The organism is Streptomyces violaceoruber (assembly GCF_033406955.1).
Taxonomy (GTDB): Bacteria; Actinomycetota; Actinomycetes; order Streptomycetales; family Streptomycetaceae; genus Streptomyces; species Streptomyces violaceoruber.
In genome coordinates, this window is the sequence record NZ_CP137734.1 from 6,815,362 (window position 1) to 6,830,197 (window position 14,836).

General features: G+C 72.3%; 16 protein-coding genes. 10 read left to right on the forward strand and 6 right to left on the reverse strand.

Annotated elements, in window-relative coordinates:
- Positions 1 to 20 precede the first annotated feature (20 nt).
- The 3 genes from R2E43_RS30530 to R2E43_RS30540 form a co-directional block, all read right to left on the reverse strand.
- Positions 21 to 1,403, reverse strand: a complete 1,383-nt coding sequence (locus tag R2E43_RS30530; RefSeq protein ID WP_332056739.1) for a ferredoxin reductase family protein — start codon at positions 1,401 to 1,403, stop codon at positions 21 to 23.
- A gap of 87 nt (positions 1,404 to 1,490) precedes the next feature.
- On the reverse strand, positions 1,491 to 2,207 hold the full coding sequence (locus R2E43_RS30535) for a L,D-transpeptidase family protein (RefSeq protein ID WP_332056740.1): 717 nt from the start codon (positions 2,205 to 2,207) through the stop codon (positions 1,491 to 1,493).
- A 3-nt stretch (positions 2,208 to 2,210) separates the two neighbouring features.
- Positions 2,211 to 2,798 carry a pyridoxamine 5'-phosphate oxidase family protein gene (locus R2E43_RS30540; RefSeq protein WP_003977253.1) on the reverse strand — a complete coding sequence of 196 codons (588 nt, stop codon included), beginning with the start codon at positions 2,796 to 2,798 and terminating at the stop codon, positions 2,211 to 2,213.
- Positions 2,799 to 2,917: 119 nt separating this feature from the next.
- On the opposite strand from R2E43_RS30540, the gene argH reads away from it, so the two are divergent.
- The 4 genes from argH to R2E43_RS30560 all read left to right on the forward strand — a co-directional run bounded on the left by argH (position 2,918) and on the right by R2E43_RS30560 (position 7,628).
- Positions 2,918 to 4,345, forward strand: coding sequence for an argininosuccinate lyase (gene argH, locus R2E43_RS30545; protein WP_011027854.1), 1,428 nt, complete (start codon positions 2,918 to 2,920; stop codon positions 4,343 to 4,345).
- A gap of 125 nt (positions 4,346 to 4,470) precedes the next feature.
- Entirely contained in the window at positions 4,471 to 5,442 is a 972-nt protein-coding gene (locus R2E43_RS30550; RefSeq protein ID WP_016325827.1) for an aldo/keto reductase, read from the forward strand.
- A gap of 105 nt (positions 5,443 to 5,547) precedes the next feature.
- Positions 5,548 to 6,099 (forward strand): TetR/AcrR family transcriptional regulator, encoded by a 552-nt coding sequence (locus tag R2E43_RS30555; protein WP_319120072.1) that lies wholly within the window; start codon positions 5,548 to 5,550, stop codon positions 6,097 to 6,099.
- Entirely contained in the window at positions 6,096 to 7,628 is a 1,533-nt protein-coding gene (locus tag R2E43_RS30560) for an MFS transporter (RefSeq protein WP_003977257.1), read from the forward strand. Before R2E43_RS30555 ends, R2E43_RS30560 begins: the two co-directional genes overlap by 4 nt.
- Positions 7,629 to 7,703: 75 nt before the next feature.
- Here the strand turns inward: R2E43_RS30560 and R2E43_RS30565 are convergent, their stop codons facing one another.
- A complete protein-coding gene (locus tag R2E43_RS30565; protein WP_007447704.1) occupies positions 7,704 to 8,375 on the reverse strand; it encodes a lysophospholipid acyltransferase family protein in 672 nt (223 codons plus the stop codon).
- 375 nt (positions 8,376 to 8,750) lie between these two features.
- Here R2E43_RS30565 and R2E43_RS30570 point away from each other — a divergent pair, with 375 nt between their 5' ends.
- The 3 genes from R2E43_RS30570 (at position 8,751) to R2E43_RS30580 (ending at position 11,059) form a co-directional block, all read left to right on the forward strand.
- Positions 8,751 to 9,929 (forward strand): glycerophosphodiester phosphodiesterase, encoded by a 1,179-nt coding sequence (locus R2E43_RS30570; RefSeq protein ID WP_136207729.1) that lies wholly within the window; start codon positions 8,751 to 8,753, stop codon positions 9,927 to 9,929.
- Between the two features lie 74 nt (positions 9,930 to 10,003).
- Positions 10,004 to 10,504, forward strand: coding sequence for a sigma-70 family RNA polymerase sigma factor (locus R2E43_RS30575; RefSeq protein ID WP_011027851.1), 501 nt, complete (start codon positions 10,004 to 10,006; stop codon positions 10,502 to 10,504).
- A gap of 57 nt (positions 10,505 to 10,561) precedes the next feature.
- Positions 10,562 to 11,059 (forward strand): GNAT family N-acetyltransferase, encoded by a 498-nt coding sequence (locus tag R2E43_RS30580; protein ID WP_003977261.1) that lies wholly within the window; start codon positions 10,562 to 10,564, stop codon positions 11,057 to 11,059.
- Between the two features lie 63 nt (positions 11,060 to 11,122).
- On the opposite strand, the gene R2E43_RS30585 is transcribed toward R2E43_RS30580, so the two are convergent.
- Together R2E43_RS30585 and R2E43_RS30590 are read right to left on the reverse strand one after the other, a co-directional pair.
- Positions 11,123 to 11,539, reverse strand: coding sequence for a hypothetical protein (locus tag R2E43_RS30585; RefSeq protein WP_003977262.1), 417 nt, complete (start codon positions 11,537 to 11,539; stop codon positions 11,123 to 11,125).
- A 1-nt stretch (position 11,540) separates the two neighbouring features.
- Positions 11,541 to 11,900, reverse strand: a complete 360-nt coding sequence (locus R2E43_RS30590; protein WP_003977263.1) for a hypothetical protein — start codon at positions 11,898 to 11,900, stop codon at positions 11,541 to 11,543.
- A 60-nt stretch (positions 11,901 to 11,960) separates the two neighbouring features.
- Between R2E43_RS30590 and R2E43_RS30595 the strand changes: the two genes are divergently transcribed.
- The 3 genes from R2E43_RS30595 (at position 11,961) to R2E43_RS30605 (ending at position 14,827) form a co-directional block, all read left to right on the forward strand.
- Positions 11,961 to 12,611, forward strand: a complete 651-nt coding sequence (locus tag R2E43_RS30595) for an HAD family hydrolase (protein ID WP_016325823.1) — start codon at positions 11,961 to 11,963, stop codon at positions 12,609 to 12,611.
- 426 nt (positions 12,612 to 13,037) lie between these two features.
- A complete protein-coding gene (locus R2E43_RS30600; RefSeq protein ID WP_210984449.1) occupies positions 13,038 to 14,093 on the forward strand; it encodes a methionine ABC transporter ATP-binding protein in 1,056 nt (351 codons plus the stop codon).
- Positions 14,090 to 14,827, forward strand: coding sequence for a methionine ABC transporter permease (locus R2E43_RS30605; protein WP_332056741.1), 738 nt, complete (start codon positions 14,090 to 14,092; stop codon positions 14,825 to 14,827). Before R2E43_RS30600 ends, R2E43_RS30605 begins: the two co-directional genes overlap by 4 nt.
- Positions 14,828 to 14,836 lie beyond the last annotated feature (9 nt).

The window sequence follows — 14,836 nt, forward strand, 5'->3', positions numbered from 1 at the left end:
GGACTCCCGATGTCCGTCGCTCACATCTCGAACGACTCGTGGTGGATACGGCGAGCGGGGACCCCCGCGCCGCGCAGTGCCTCGTACACCGACTGGGCGAAGCCGGGCGGCCCGCACAGGAAGACGTCGTGGCGCTCGACGTCCGGGATCTTCCGGGCCAGGGTCTCCGCCGAGATGTCCGGGCGCTCCCCGTCCGGGCTGTTGACCGCGTACATCAGCCGGGCCCCCCGCTCGTCGGCGATCCCGGCCAGTTCGTCCCAGAGCGCCAGGTCCTGGGTGCTGTTGGCCCGGTAGAGCAGCGTGATGTCGCCGGACGCGCCGGGCAGCGTCTCGAACAGCGCCCGCATCGGCGTGATCCCCACCCCGCCCGCCACCAGCAGCACCTTGCCGCGGCTGCGGCGCTGGGCGGTCAGGGCGCCGTACGGGCCCTCCGCCCACACCCGGGTGCCCGGGGCCAGCTCGCGGAGCCGGGCGCTGTGGTCGCCGATCGCCTTCACGGTGATCCGCAGCATGTCCGGGCGCGGTGCCGCCGACAGCGAGTACGGGTGCGAACTGAACCGCATGCCGGGCGCCAGGAACCGCCAGCGGAAGAACTGCCCCGCCTCCGCGCCCATCCGGTGCAGCCGGCGCCCGCCGATGAGCACCGACACGATGCCGGGCGTCTCCTCGATCACCGCCTCCACCCGCATCCGGTGCCGCAGGTTGAGCCGGAGGGGCGTCAGCACCCGGTACCAGAGCAGCAGCGCGGTCACCGAGCCGTACAGCGCGTACCAGACGGTCCTGGCGACCGGCTCGACGGCGAAGTCGTTGCCGGTGGTCAGCTGGTGCCAGAAGGTCAGGAACACCGCCGCGTAGGTGAGCAGGTGCACGTGGTACCAGGTGTCGTACGGGATCCGGCGGCGGACCGGGCCGACGGACAGGAGCCCGACGACGACCAGCAGGCCGGTGCCGATGGCGGCCTTGCCCATGTCCGGCAGCTGGTTCACGGAGTCGACCGTCTGCGCGACGATGTCGCCGAGGCCGCGGCCGGCCTGCGCCGCGTAGCCCCACATGATCAGGAAGACGTGGGCCAGGACCAGACAGAGGGTGTAGCGGCCGGTCATGGCGTGCCAGCGGGCGACCCGGTCGGACCCGACGTGCCGCTCCAGCGCCGGAACCCTGGCCATCTGGAGCACCACCAGCGCCATCAGGTACCCGGCCAGCAGACCGGTGATCCGGCCCGCGCCGAGGATCTTGCCGGTGTCGTCGGAGATGGCGGGCGTGTTGCGCCACCACAGCCACAACACGCCCGCCGCGCCCGCCCAGACGGCGAGCAGCAGGGGGACGGCGGGGGAGCGGCGCGGACGGATGCGCCGCATCGTCTGACGGCGGGCGGCACGGCCGCCGGCGAGCGTGGTGGTCACGGTTCCTCCGTGGGACTCGGCCCTTGGCCCACAGATACGCGCCGTGCCGGGCGAGCGTTCAGCCCGGACCGGCAATGCCGTCCGCGGTCAGTACCGGGTGACCGCCGTCGGCCCGCCCGAGGTGCCGATCGCGAGGTGCGGGCGCTCCGCCGGATCGGCCCACCGCAGGATCCGCCGCATCGCCTCCTTCGGCACCGACACGCATCCGGCCGTCGCCCCGCGCCCGTCGACGTGCAGGAAGATGCCAGCGCCGCGGCCGCGCACCGGGCGGTCGTAGTTGAAGCCGACGACCAGGGCGTGCGCGTACTGCGCCGAGTAGGTGATCAGGTGCTCGGCCTCGGTGGCGCGGCAGTCGGCGGGGCGGGGCTCGGTCCAGCGGTTGTAGGAGGGGGAGGCGTTGTCCTGGCACCACCAGGAGTCCCCGTGGACCGGGCGGTACCGGTACGCCGTGCCGCGCGGTGCCGCCTCGATGCCGAAGGCGTACGGCAGGTCGTACAGCCCCGTCGGCGTGATGTTCGTGCCCTGGACGCGTGTCGCCCCTTCGGCGAGCCCGCCGGAGCCGAAGCGGGCGGGCGCGGAACCGGCCGCCACCCAGCGACCGCGGTCCCCGCCCTCGCGGTCCCACCAGGTGACGGTGCCCGTGGTCGAGCCGGTGTCCGGTGCGACGGCGGTGATCAGCTGGGTGCCGCCGCCGGTGTCCGCCATCCGGTCCGGCAGCGGCACGGGGGCCGACCCGTCGGCGGGGGCGGCGCCGAGCAGGAGGAGGGAGGCGGACACGAGGACGGCGACGACACCGGGGCGCATGGGTCAGACGGTAGAGGGCGGCAGCGGCAACGGCAGCCCGGGGAGGCCGTCGATGCTGGAGGCGATGTGCTCCTTCTTGGTGAAGTAGGCGTCGAGCGAGGCGTCGTCCTCCCGCGCGAACCGCTTGCCGTGCAGGTCCCGGTCGCTCTCGTACGCCATGAAGGGGACGGCGTACCCGCAGGTGTCCCGGACGAGTTCGGCGCTCACGACGATCACGGCGCGCAGTCCGTGCACCGTGGGATCGATGTCCGGGAAGTGGGTGAGCAGCTCGGGGAAGCGGGGGTCGTCGCGGAAGACCGGCTCGCCGCGGCCGTGCACCCGCACGATGTTCGGCGGGCCCTGGAAGGCGCACCACATCAGGGTGATCCGCCCGTTCTCCCGCAGGTGGGCGATGGTCTCCGCGTTGGAACCCGCGAAGTCGAGGTAGGCCACGGTCAGTTCGTCGAGCACCGCGAAGCAGCCCGTGAGGCCCTTGGGGGACAGGTTGACCGTGCCGTCGCCGGCCAGGGGAGCGGTGGCGGTGAAGAAGAGGGGCTGCGCCTCGATGAAGGCGCGGAGTCTGCCGTCTATGCGCTCATAAGTCTTTCCCATGTCTAACGATTATGCGGGTGCGGGACGCCGAGGGCGGCACCAAGCCGCAAGATTGACGAAACATGCAGAGTTCTGCATACTCATGCATGACAGTGATCGTACGGTGAGGAGCGACCCAAGTGAGCAGCAACAGCGGTGACGTCCGGCTCTGGGGCGGCCGTTTCGCCGACGGTCCCGCCGAGGCCCTGGCGAAGCTGTCCGCGTCCGTCCACTTCGACTGGCGGCTCGCGCCCTACGACATCGCCGGTTCGCGCGCCCACGCGCGCGTGCTGCACGCGGCGGGGCTGCTCACCGAGGACGAGCTGACCCGGATGATCGCCGGACTGGACCGGCTGGAGGCGGACGTCGCCGACGGCTCCTTCACCGGCACCATCGCCGACGAGGACGTCCACACGGCCCTGGAGCGCGGGCTGCTGGAGCGCCTCGGCCCCGACCTCGGCGGCAAGCTGCGCGCCGGGCGCTCCCGCAACGACCAGGTGGCGACCCTCTTCCGGATGTACCTGCGCGACCACGCCCGGACCGTCGGCTCGCTGATCGCCGACCTCCAGGACGCACTGGTGGGCCTCGCCGAGGCCCACCCGGACGTGGCCATGCCCGGCCGCACCCACCTCCAGCACGCCCAGCCGGTGCTCTTCGCCCACCACGTGCTCGCCCACGCCCAGGCGCTGGGCCGGGACGCGGAGCGGCTGCGCCAGTGGGACGCGCGCACCGCCGTCTCCCCGTACGGCTCGGGCGCGCTCGCGGGCAGCAGCCTCGGCCTGGACCCGGAGGCCGTCGCCCGTGACCTGGGCTTCGAGCACGGCAGCGTCGGCAACTCCATCGACGGGACGGCCTCGCGCGACTTCGTCGCCGAGTTCGCCTTCATCACCGCGATGATCGGCGTCAACGTCTCCCGGATCGCCGAGGAGATCATCATCTGGAACACGAAGGAGTTCTCCTTCGTCACCCTCCACGACGCCTTCTCCACCGGCTCCTCGATCATGCCGCAGAAGAAGAACCCCGACATCGCCGAGCTGGCCCGCGGCAAGTCCGGGCGGCTGATCGGCAACCTGACCGGCCTGATGGCGACCCTCAAGGCGCTCCCGCTCGCGTACAACCGCGACCTCCAGGAGGACAAGGAGCCGGTCTTCGACTCCATCGACCAGCTGGAGGTCCTGCTCCCCGCCTTCACCGGCATGATGGCCACCCTCACCGTGCACCGCGAGCGGATGGAGGAGCTGGCCCCGGCCGGGTTCTCTCTCGCCACCGACATCGCCGAGTGGCTGGTCAAGCAGGGTGTGCCGTTCCGCGTCGCGCACGAGGTGGCCGGCGAGTGCGTCAAGGTCGCCGAGGCCGACGGCAAGGAGCTGGACGAGCTGACCGACGAGCAGTTCGCCAAGATCTCCGAGCACCTCACCCCCGAGGTGCGCACCGTCCTCAACGTCCCCGGCGCCCTGGCCTCCCGCGACGGCCGCGGCGGCACGGCGCCCAGCGCGGTCGCCGTCCAGCTCGCCGAGGTCAAGGCGGACGTGGCGGCCCAGCACGCCTGGGCGGACGCCAAGAAGTAGCGGCAGGCCGTAGCGGCAAGCAGCGGCAGGCAGCAGCAGCCGGTGTGTCCGGGGGGCATCGCGGTTACGTTGGTCAACAGCTCAGCAGCTCAACAGCTCCAGCAGTCGACCGAACGGAGTCCGCGATGCCCTTCGCCCGCCTGGCCGCGGCGACCACCCCCACCTGTCACATCGGGCTGGGACTCGCCGCCGTCGGCCGCCCCGGCTACATCAACCTCGGCCGCGACCGGGACCTGCCGGCCGACCGGACCGTCGAGGCGTTGCGCGAACGCACCCACGACCTCCTGGACGCCGCCTACGCGCAGGGCGTCCGCTACTTCGACGCGGCCCGCTCCTACGGCCGTTCGGAGGAGTTCCTGGCCGGCTGGCTCCGGGACCGCCCCGACGTCGACGACGTGGTGGTCGGCAGCAAGTGGGGCTACACCTACACGGCCGACTGGTCCACCGAGGCCGAGCGGCACGAGGTCAAGGACCACGGCGTCGCCACCTACGACCGCCAGCGCGCCGAGACCGACGCCCTGCTCGGCGACCGGCTCGACCTGTACCAGATCCACTCGCTCACCCCGGACAGCCCGGCCCTGACCGACAAGGAACTGCACGCCAGGCTGGCCGAGGCCGCCGCGCAGGGCAGCACCGTCGGCTTCTCCACCAGCGGCCCCGCCCAGGCCGACGCCATCCGCGCCGCGCTCGCCGTGACCGTCGACGGCGAGCCCCTCTTCCGCACCGTCCAGTCGACGTTCAACGCGCTGGACACCTCCGCCGGTCCCGCGCTGGCCGAGGCGCACCAGGCCGGACTCACCGTGATCGTCAAGGAGGGCATGGCCAACGGCCGCCTCGCGGAGCCGCACGCCCCCGGCGTCCTGAAGGCCGTCGCCGAGGAGACGGCCCTGGGCTGCGACGCGGTCGCCCTCGCCCTGGTCCTGCGGCAGCCCTGGGCCGGGGTCGTCCTGTCCGGCGCGGCGACGGTCAACCAGCTCGGCTCCAACCTGCACGCCGCCGTGGTCGACCTCGACGACGACCAGGTGGCGCGCCTCGGCGCACTCGCCGAGGACCCGCACGCCTACTGGGAGCGCCGCGGGCAGCTGCCCTGGCACTGAGGCCACCGGCAGACCACCGCCCCGCAGGAGCGTGACCGCCCCGTGAGGTGAGTCACGCACACCCAGAGTGAGACAAAATTGTCTCATGTGGGTTATTGTTGTCTCATGGCCGTTGATCGTGAACAGGTACTGCGCAGTGCCGCGACCCTGCTGACCCGGAAGTCCACCGCGACCATGGACGAGGTCGCCAGGGCCGCCGGCCTCAGCCGGGCCACGCTGCACCGGCACTTCGCCGGGCGCGACGCCCTCGTCCGGGCACTGGAGTCGCTGGGCATCGCCGAGTGCGAGGCCGCCCTCGCGGCGGCCCGCACCGAAGAGGGCCCGGCGGCCGACGCGGTGCGCCGGCTGGTCCGCGAGATGGAACCCTCCGCCGCTCTGCTCGCCTTCCTCTACACCGAGAACCAGCTGTTCGAGGGCGAGGAGCAGAACGAGGGGTGGGCCCGCATCGACACCGGGCTCACCGAGCTGTTCCGCAGGGGCCAGGAGAGCGGCGAGTTCCGCATCGACCTCACGCCCGCCTGGCTCACCGAGGCGCTGTACGGCCTGCTGGCCTCCGGCGCCTGGGCGGTGACCGAGGGCCGCGTGGCCCGCAACGACTTCACCCACATGATCGTCGAGCTGCTGCTCGGCGGCGCACTCCGGAGAGAGGAACCATGAACCGCACCCTGCAGCCGGCCCACCCGACCGAGGCGGTGAAGCGCCCCGGCCGCTGGCTGGCGCTGTCCGTCCTGGTGCTGGCCGTGCTGCTGGTGGCCGTCGACGCGACCGTCCTCGGTCTCGCGACCCCCTACATCAGCGAGGACCTCGCGCCCTCCGGCACCCAGCTGCTCTGGATCGGCGACGTCTACTCCTTCGTCATCGCCGGTCTGCTCGTCTCCATGGGCAGCCTCGGCGACCGCATCGGACGCAAGCGCATCCTGCTCATCGGCGCCACGGCGTTCGGTGCGATATCCGTCCTCAACGCCTACGCGCACACGCCCGAGGTGATGATCTTCGCCCGGGCCCTGCTCGGCGTCGCGGGCGCCACCCTGATGCCGGCCACCCTCGCCCTGATCCGCAACCTCTTCCACGACCCGCGTGAACGCAGCCTCGCCGTCGGCATCTGGGGCGCGGCCGCCTCCGCCGGTGCGGCGGTCGGTCCGGTGGTCGGCGGGTTCCTGCTGGAGCACTTCTGGTGGGGCTCCGTCTTCCTGATCAACCTGCCCGTGATGGTCGTCCTGGTCGTCGTCGGCGTGAAGATGCTGCCCGAGTCCCGCAACCCGAACCCGGGTCCCTGGGACCTGCTCAGCGTCGTCCTCTCCCTGGTCGGCATGGTCGGAGTCGTGTACGCGGTCAAGGAGACCGCCGCCCACGGGTTCGCCTGGGCCACGCTCGCCGCGGGTCTGCTGGGCGCCGCCGCGCTCTACGGCTTCGTCCGCCGCCAGCTGACCATGCCGGTCCCGCTGCTCGACATGCGGCTGTTCCGCAACCGCGGCTTCAGCGGCGCGGTCCTGGCCGACCTGCTGACCATCCTGGGCCTGTCGGGGCTGGTGTTCTTCCTCTCCCAGTACCTGCAACTCGTCCAGGGCAGGCGGCCCTTCGAGGCGGGCCTGGCCGAACTGCCCGCCGCCGTCGGCGCGGTGGTGGCCGGTCTGATCGCCGGGCGCGCGGCCCGGCGCTTCTCGGTCCGTGCCGTGGTCGCCGGCGGACTAGCCGCCGTCGGCCTCGCGCTCGCCGCGCTGACCGTCATCGGCCAGCACACCGGCTACCCGCTGCTCGGCGCGGCCCTGCTGGTCGTCGGCCTCGGCGCGGGCTTCGCGTTCACCGTCACCGCCGACGTGATCCTCTCCAGCGTCCCCGGGGAACAGGCGGGCGCCGCCTCGGCGGTCTCCGAGACGGCGTACGAACTCGGCGCCGCGCTCGGTATCGCGGTGCTGGGCTCCATCGTGACCGGTGTCTACCGCGACTTCACCGGGCCCGCGGGCACCCCGGACGCCGCCCACGAGTCACTGGGCGGCGCGGTGGAGGCCGCCGCCCACCTCCCCGGCCCCGCCGGCGAGGCGCTCCTCGACTCCGCCCGGCAGGCCTTCGTCGACGGCCTGACCCTCGCGGCGGGCGTCGGCGCCGCCGTACTCCTGGCCGCCGCGGCGGCGTCCTGGTACCTGCTGCGGGGCCAGCGTCTGGAGGACGGGGTGGAACACCCGTAACCCGGGGCGCGCCAACGCGATACGGCGGACCGCTCACCGAGCGGTCCGCCGTATCGCGTTGGGGGGTCGGCGGCGCTACGCCGCCTTCGCCTTGCTCGCGTACATGTCCACGTACTCCTGGCCGGACAGTCGCATGACCTCCGTCATCACGGAGTCCGTCACCGCCCGCAGCACATAGCGGTCGCGGTCCATGCCCTCGTAGCGGGAGAACTCCATCGCCTCGCCGAAGCGGACCGTGACCCGGCCCGGCCGGGGCAGACCCGCGCCGCCCGGCTGGAGCTTGTCGGTGCCGATGACGGCGAACGGGACGACCGGGGCGCCCGTCATCAGAGTGAGCCGGGCGATACCGGTGCGGCCGCGGTAGAGGCGGCCGTCGGGGGAGCGGGTGCCCTCCGGGTAGATGCCGAAGACGTGCCCCTCCTCCAGGATGCGGCGGCCGGTCATCAGGGCCGCCACCCCGCCCCGGCCGCCGTCCCGGTCGACCGGGACCATGCCGACCCCGGTGAAGAACCACGCCATCAGCCGGCCCTTGAGGCCCTTGCCGGTGACGTACTCGTCCTTGCCGATGAAGAAGACCTGCCGGTCGCAGGTCAGGGGCATGATCACCGAGTCGATGAAGGTGAGGTGGTTGCCGGCCAGGATCACCGGACCGTCGCCCGGGATGTTCTCCACACCCTCCACCCGTGTGCGGAACATCAGGCGCATGATCGGACCGAGCACTGCCTTGATGAACACGAAGCGGGACAACGTGGCCCTCCGGTGTCGGGGATGCGGTATGAGTCTGTGCAGGTGAGGACATTACTCGCGGCCCGGGGGATCACGCACCCCGGGTCACCCGGGTCCGGCGCGGCATGGACGCGTATCGACGCGTGTTCACCGGACACGGCCCGGATCGAAGCACACACGGCACCCGGTCCGCGTGAGGCGCGCCGCCCGGGCGACGCCACCGGGCCTGTGTCCTTCGCTTACCCCGCCACGCCGCCGCCAAGCAGACGGCACGTCAGTCGTCCCGCCCCACACGACACCTCAGTGCACCCGCGTGTTCCGGCCGCGGTCTCCCGCTCGTCATGTACGCGCCCCTACGATCGGCGCGCACGGGACGGTCTACGGCAGGAGGGCCCCATGGGAACGCAGGAGTCGGACGAGCGGGCGGGTGGCGGCACCGGACGGCGGGCGCTCCTCGGGGCGGCGGTGCTCGGCGCGGGCGGCGCGGTACTCGGCCTGCCCGGCACGGCGAGAGCCGCCGGCACCCGGCACGGCGGCGGACACGGCGGCGGGGTCGGGAGCCTGCCCGTGCCGACCGTCATCGGTCACCGCGGGGCCAGCGGTTACCGCCCCGAGCACACCTTCGGCTCCTACGAACTGGCCCTCGACCTGGGTGCCGACATCGTCGAGGCCGGTGACCTGGTCCCCACGAAGGACGGTCACCTCGTCTGCCGGCACGAGCCGGAGATCGGCGGCACCACGGACGTCGCCGACCACCGGGAGTTCGCCGACCGCAAGCGCACCAAGCTGCTCGACGGGGTCTCCACCACCGGCTGGTTCACCGAGGACTTCACGCTCGCCGAGCTGAAGACGCTCCGCGCCACCGAACGCATCCCGGCCAACCGCCCGCACAACACCCTCTACGACGGCCGCTGGGAGATCCCCACCTTCGAGGAGGTGCTCCGCTGGCAGAACGAGCAGACCCGCAGGCGCGGCAAGCAGGTCTGGATCTACCCGGAGCTCAAGCACCCCACCTACTTCCGCAAGCTGGGCCTGGGCACGGAGGAGCGCCTGGCACGGCTGCTGCGTAGGTACGGCAAGGACCGGAAGAACTCGCCCGTCATCATCCAGTCCTTCGAACCCACCAGCATCCAGCGGATGAGCAGGCTCGTCCGCAATCCCCTCGCCGTCCTGCTGTCCGGCGCCAACAGCCGCCCCTGGGACTTCGTCGAGACCGGTGACCCGCGCACGACCGCGGACCTCGTCACCCCCGAGGGCCTGAAGGAGATCGCCTCCTACGCGCAGGGCATCGGCCCCACCCTGGACCTGATCATCCCGAAGGACTCCGCCGGCCGCCTCACCGAACCGACGACGCTCGTCCGCGACGCGCACCGCGCGGGCCTGATCCTGCACCCCTACACCATGCGCAACGAGAACCCCTTCCTGCCCGCGGAGTTCCGTCAGGGCAGTGACCCCGACGCCTACGGCGACGTCTTCGGTGCCTTCCGGACGTACTTCGCCACCGGAATCGACGGCGTCTTCACCGACAATCCGGACACGGGTGTGCTGGCCCGCGAGGACTTCGTCAACGGCTGAGCGACCGCCCCCGGTTGGGGTGACCTTCGGCCGTCCGGGCAACCCGCCGCCCGGGCGGCCGCGTCGACGTGCATATGACGCACGACCTGGTCACCTCCCTGCGCCCCCTGCTCACCGCCGAGGCCTCGGCCGAGGCATATGCGTCCGGAGCCGAGCCCGGCGACCTGGAACAGGCCGTCTGGCTGCGCCTGCTGGAACGCCTGGAGGCCGACGGCCCGCCCCCGGACCCGCACCGCTGGCTGCGCAGCGCCGTGCGCACCGAGGCCCGCCGCACCCGCCGCAGGGCCCGTCACGAGCGGCCGTACGGAACCGAACCCGCCGGTGTCGCCGCGTACGCGTACGAGCCGGAGCGGCTCGCGCTCACCGCGGCCCGGCACCGCGCCCTGCGCGAGGCCGTGCGCCGGCTGCCGGGGCGCTGCCCCCGGCTGATGGAGGCCCTGTTGTCACCCAGGGACCTCACATACCGGGAAATCGCGGGGGAGTTGGGTATCTCACAGGGCAGTCTTGGCCCGGAACGCTCCCGATGTCTGGGATGTCTGCGTCGATTGCTGACGCCGGAGGTTGCGGCGGGCTGAGGACGGGGATAGGAGTGGGGGACCACAGGTGATCAGGTGAGCGGGAGGCATGCGCACATGGGCATGAGCGTGACCATCTCGGCGGCGACCGACCAGGATGCCGAGCAGATCTTCCGGCTGCAGTACCTCTGCTTCCAGAGCGAGGCGGCGCTGTACGCCAACTACCGCATCGACCCGCTCGTCCAGACCCTGGACTCCGTGCGCCAGGAGGTCGCCGCCGACTGCGTCTTCGTGGCGCGACTCGGCGACGAGGTCGTCGGCTCGGTGCGAGGGCGGGTGACCGAGGACGGGGCGGCGTCCATCGGCAAGCTCTGCGTCCATCCCCGCCTCCAGGGGCACGGCATCGGGGCCCGGCTGCTGCGGGCCGCCGAGTCCAGCCTGGGCGGGGAGCGCGGCGCCAAGCGGTTCCGGCTGCACACCGGGCACCGCAGCGAGAGCAACCTGCGGCTGTACCGCCGGGTCGGCTACGAGACGGTGGGAACGGCCGAGGGCGCCGACGGCGTACCCATGATCGTCCTGGAGAAGCCGGCCGGGACGTACGCGACCACGGCCTGAGGGCCGTCGCCCGAAGCGCACGTCCCGGGGACGACCGCCGCACAGCCGCCGGGCCTGCGACCGCTACGCGGTGCGGGCCCGGCGCAGCCAGTACAGGGCCGACAGCGGCAGCAGCACGGGAATGAAGAGGTACCCCATCCCGTAGTCCGACCACACGGTCGCGTCGGCGAAGGCGGACGGCTCCACCAGTGTCCAGGTGCCGACGGTCAGCACCCCCACCAACTCGGCGGCGCAGCACACCTGCGCGGCCTTGCGGGCCGTCTCGCCGCCGCGCACCAGGGTGTACGTGATGAACCCGTAGACGACACCCGCGAGGGCCGACAGCGAGTAGGCGAGCGGGGCCCGGTCGAACTCGGTCGCGATCTGGTACGCGGACCGCGACACCGCGCCGACGACCATCACGCCGTACAGCCACACCAGCAGGATGCCGGGCCCGCCGATCAGCCGCTGCCCGGCCCGCTTCTCCTCCGTGGCCACCACGTCAGCCTCCCCAGATGTCGAACAGCCGCACCTCGAGGACGGCGAGGACGACACCGCCGGCCGCGACCGTCACCGAGCCCCAGCGGGTGCGCTCGGCCAGCGACATGAACCCCGCCGCCGGCACACACGCGAAGGCGCCCAGCAGGTACGCCACGAAGATCGTCGTGCCCTGCTCCGGGTCCTCGCCCCGCGCCAGCTGCACGATCCCGACCACCAGCTGGATCAGCGCCAGCGCCGAGACCGCGGCCATGCCGATGAAGTGCCAGTCCTTCGTCGGCTGGTCACGGTAGGCGGCCCAGCCGCACCAGGCGGCCAGCAGCAGTGCGGCGACGCCGGTCACCAGCGTCAGGACGTCAAGCATGGCAGCGAGCCTATTACGGCCGAAACGGGCCGCGGTCCCCGGCCCCGTAGGGTCGGGGGCATGAAGCTCCACGCACAAGCCCTCCTGTTCGACAACGACGGCACCCTCGTCTCCTCCCTGGAATCCGTCCGCCGCTGCTGGACGCGCTGGGCCGTCGAGTACGGGATCACCGCCGAGCAGTTCGGGCAGGTGGAACTGCACGGACGGCCGGCCGCCGAGATAGCCGCCGACCTGCTGCCCACCGCGAGGGTCGCCGAGGCGGTCGCGCGGATCGAACAGCTGGAGGTCGAGGACGTGCCGGGCGGGGGCGTGCGCCTGCTGCCCGGCACCCGCGACTTCCTCGACGCGCTCCCGGCCGACCGCTGGGCCGTCGTCACCTCCGCCACCCGCCGCCTCGCCGAGGCCCGCCTCGACGCCGTCGGCATCCTGCCCAAGACCCTCGTGGCCGCCGACGACATCACCCGCGGCAAGCCCGACCCCGAGCCCTATCTGCTCGGCGCCCGCGCCCTGGGCGTCGACCCGGCCGACTGCGTCGTCTTCGAGGACGCCCCCGCCGGGCTCCAGGCCGGCCGGGCCGCCGGGATGCGGACCGTGGCGTTGGCCACAACCCACCGGGCCGACGAACTCGACGCCGACCTCGTCGTCACCGACCTCTCGGCCTTGTCGGCACTGGCCACCGAGGGCGGAGTCGAGATCACCGTCCGGGGCTGATCCGCGCCCGCCGCGACCCTCCGCCGTCCACCGCTGTCCAGTATCCGGACAGCGGTCTCCGGCCAGAGGCATACGTCTGCTTTACTGATCGGCATGAGCACCACGAGCGACCGCACCCCTGCGACCGAGGCGACCACGACGCCCGGTGCTCGTTGTATGTGCCGCCGAATGTGCGCCTTCTAGAGGGCCCCCGCACCACCTGAGTCTCGCGCCCCGAAGCGAGCGTCCCCTCGTGCCCGCCCGCGCCCCACGCGCACGCGGCCGAGCCACGCCCCGCGCACACGTTTCTCCCCGGTCCCACCGCCGTGGCGCACCGCCACCGCGAGAACCGTGCCGCGTTCCGAAGGGCCCCGAGAACCCGAAGAACAACGCCCCGTGCCCGGCGCACACCACCGCGCCGCGCACTCGACAGTGACGGAAACCCACGTGATCACCACATCGGGCCTCACCAAGGTCTATCGTTCACGCGGCCGTGAGGTCACCGCCCTGGACGGCGTCGACCTGCACGTCCGCGAGGGCGAGGTGTACGGCGTCATCGGCCAGTCCGGCGCCGGCAAGTCCTCGCTCATCCGCTGCGTCAACCTCCTGGAGCGCCCCACCGCCGGCACGGTCACCGTCGCGGGCGCGGACCTCACCGCGCTGGCCGGCCGCGGCCCCCGCGCGGGCCGGGAACTGCGGCAGGCGCGCAGCCGTATCGGCATGGTCTTCCAGCACTTCAACCTGCTCTCCTCGCGGACCGTCCAGGACAACGTCGAACTGCCGCTGGAAATCCTCGGCAAGTCCGGGAAGGAACGTTCCCGCAAGGCGCTGGAGCTGCTCGACCTCGTCGGTCTCGCCGACAAGGCCAGGGCCTACCCCGCCCAGCTCTCCGGCGGCCAGAAGCAGCGCGTCGGCATCGCCCGTGCCCTGGCCGGCGACCCCAAGGTGCTGCTCTCCGACGAGGCCACCAGCGCCCTCGACCCGGAGACCACCCGCTCCATACTCCAGCTGCTGCGCGACCTGAACCGGCAGCTCGGGCTGACCGTCCTGCTCATCACCCACGAGATGGACGTCGTCAAGAGCATCTGCGATTCGGCCGCCCTCATGGACCGGGGCCGCGTCGTCGAGTCCGGCACGGTCGGCGAACTGCTCGCCACCCCGGGCTCCGAGCTGGCCGCCGCGCTCTTCCCGGTGGGCGGCGACACCTCCGGCGACGACCGCACCGTCCTCGACGTGACCTTCCACGGGGAGGCCGCCACCCAGCCCGTCATCTCCCAGCTCTCGCGCACCTACAACATCGACATATCGATCCTGGGCGCCGCCATCGACACCGTCGGCGGCCTCCAGATCGGCCGGATGCGCATCGAACTGCCCGGCCGCTACGAGGACAACGTCGTGCCCGTCGGCTTCCTGCGCGAACAGGGTCTGCAGATCGACGTGGTGAACGAGACGCCGGACGCGGCCACCGCGTCCGCTTCGCTGGTGAAGGAAGGTGCCAAGTGACCTGGTCGCAGATGCAGCCCCTGCTGGAGCAGGCCTCCTGGGAGACCTTGATCATGGTCGGCTGGTCCACCCTGATCGCCGTCGTCGTCGGCCTGCCGCTCGGCGTGCTCCTCGTCCTCACCGACCGGGGCGGCCTGCTGCAGAACGTCGTGGTCAACAAGGTCATCGGGCAGGTCGTGAACATCGGCCGCTCGATGCCGTTCATCATCCTCATGGTCGCGCTGATGAGCTTCACCCGCTGGGTCACCGGCACCACCATCGGCAGCGAGGCCGCCATCGTGCCGCTCGCCATCGGCGGCATCCCGTTCTTCGCGCGACTCGTCGAGACCGCCGTGCGCGAGGTCGACGGAGGGCTCGTCGAGGCCGTCCAGTCCATGGGCGGCAACACCTGGACCATCGTCCGCAAGGTGCTGGTCCCCGAGGCGCTCCCGTCGCTGATCGCGAGCACCACCACCACCGTCATCGCCCTCATCGGCTACTCCGCCATGGCCGGCACCGTCGGCGGCGGCGGCCTCGGCGACCTCGCCGTCCGCTACGGCTACCAGCGCTTCGAACCCGACTTCATGTGGATCACCGTCGCGCTCCTCGCCGTCGCGATCTCGCTCATCCAGTTCGCCGGCGACTACGCGGCCCGCACCCTGCACCGCCGCGGCGGACGCGGCGGAGCCGCCCCCAGGCTCCGGCTGCTCAGGGCCAAGGAGCCCGCCGCGTCCGACGTCGGCAAGGTCGCCTGACCGCGCCCC

What these genes read in the sequence shown, in the direction of transcription:
- R2E43_RS30535 (WP_332056740.1), bottom strand. Translation starts at nt 2,207, where the DNA reads ATGCGCCCCGGTGTCGTCGCCGTCCTCGTGTCCGCCTCCCTCCTCCTG.
- R2E43_RS30540 (WP_003977253.1), bottom strand. Translation starts at nt 2,798, where the DNA reads ATGGGAAAGACTTATGAGCGCATAGACGGCAGACTCCGCGCCTTCATC.
- R2E43_RS30550 (WP_016325827.1), top strand. Translation starts at nt 4,471, where the DNA reads ATGCCCTTCGCCCGCCTGGCCGCGGCGACCACCCCCACCTGTCACATC.
- R2E43_RS30555 (WP_319120072.1), top strand. Translation starts at nt 5,548, where the DNA reads ATGGCCGTTGATCGTGAACAGGTACTGCGCAGTGCCGCGACCCTGCTG.
- R2E43_RS30560 (WP_003977257.1), top strand. Translation starts at nt 6,096, where the DNA reads ATGAACCGCACCCTGCAGCCGGCCCACCCGACCGAGGCGGTGAAGCGC.
- R2E43_RS30570 (WP_136207729.1), top strand. Translation starts at nt 8,751, where the DNA reads ATGGGAACGCAGGAGTCGGACGAGCGGGCGGGTGGCGGCACCGGACGG.
- R2E43_RS30575 (WP_011027851.1), top strand. Translation starts at nt 10,004, where the DNA reads ATGACGCACGACCTGGTCACCTCCCTGCGCCCCCTGCTCACCGCCGAG.
- R2E43_RS30580 (WP_003977261.1), top strand. Translation starts at nt 10,562, where the DNA reads ATGGGCATGAGCGTGACCATCTCGGCGGCGACCGACCAGGATGCCGAG.
- R2E43_RS30590 (WP_003977263.1), bottom strand. Translation starts at nt 11,900, where the DNA reads ATGCTTGACGTCCTGACGCTGGTGACCGGCGTCGCCGCACTGCTGCTG.
- R2E43_RS30595 (WP_016325823.1), top strand. Translation starts at nt 11,961, where the DNA reads ATGAAGCTCCACGCACAAGCCCTCCTGTTCGACAACGACGGCACCCTC.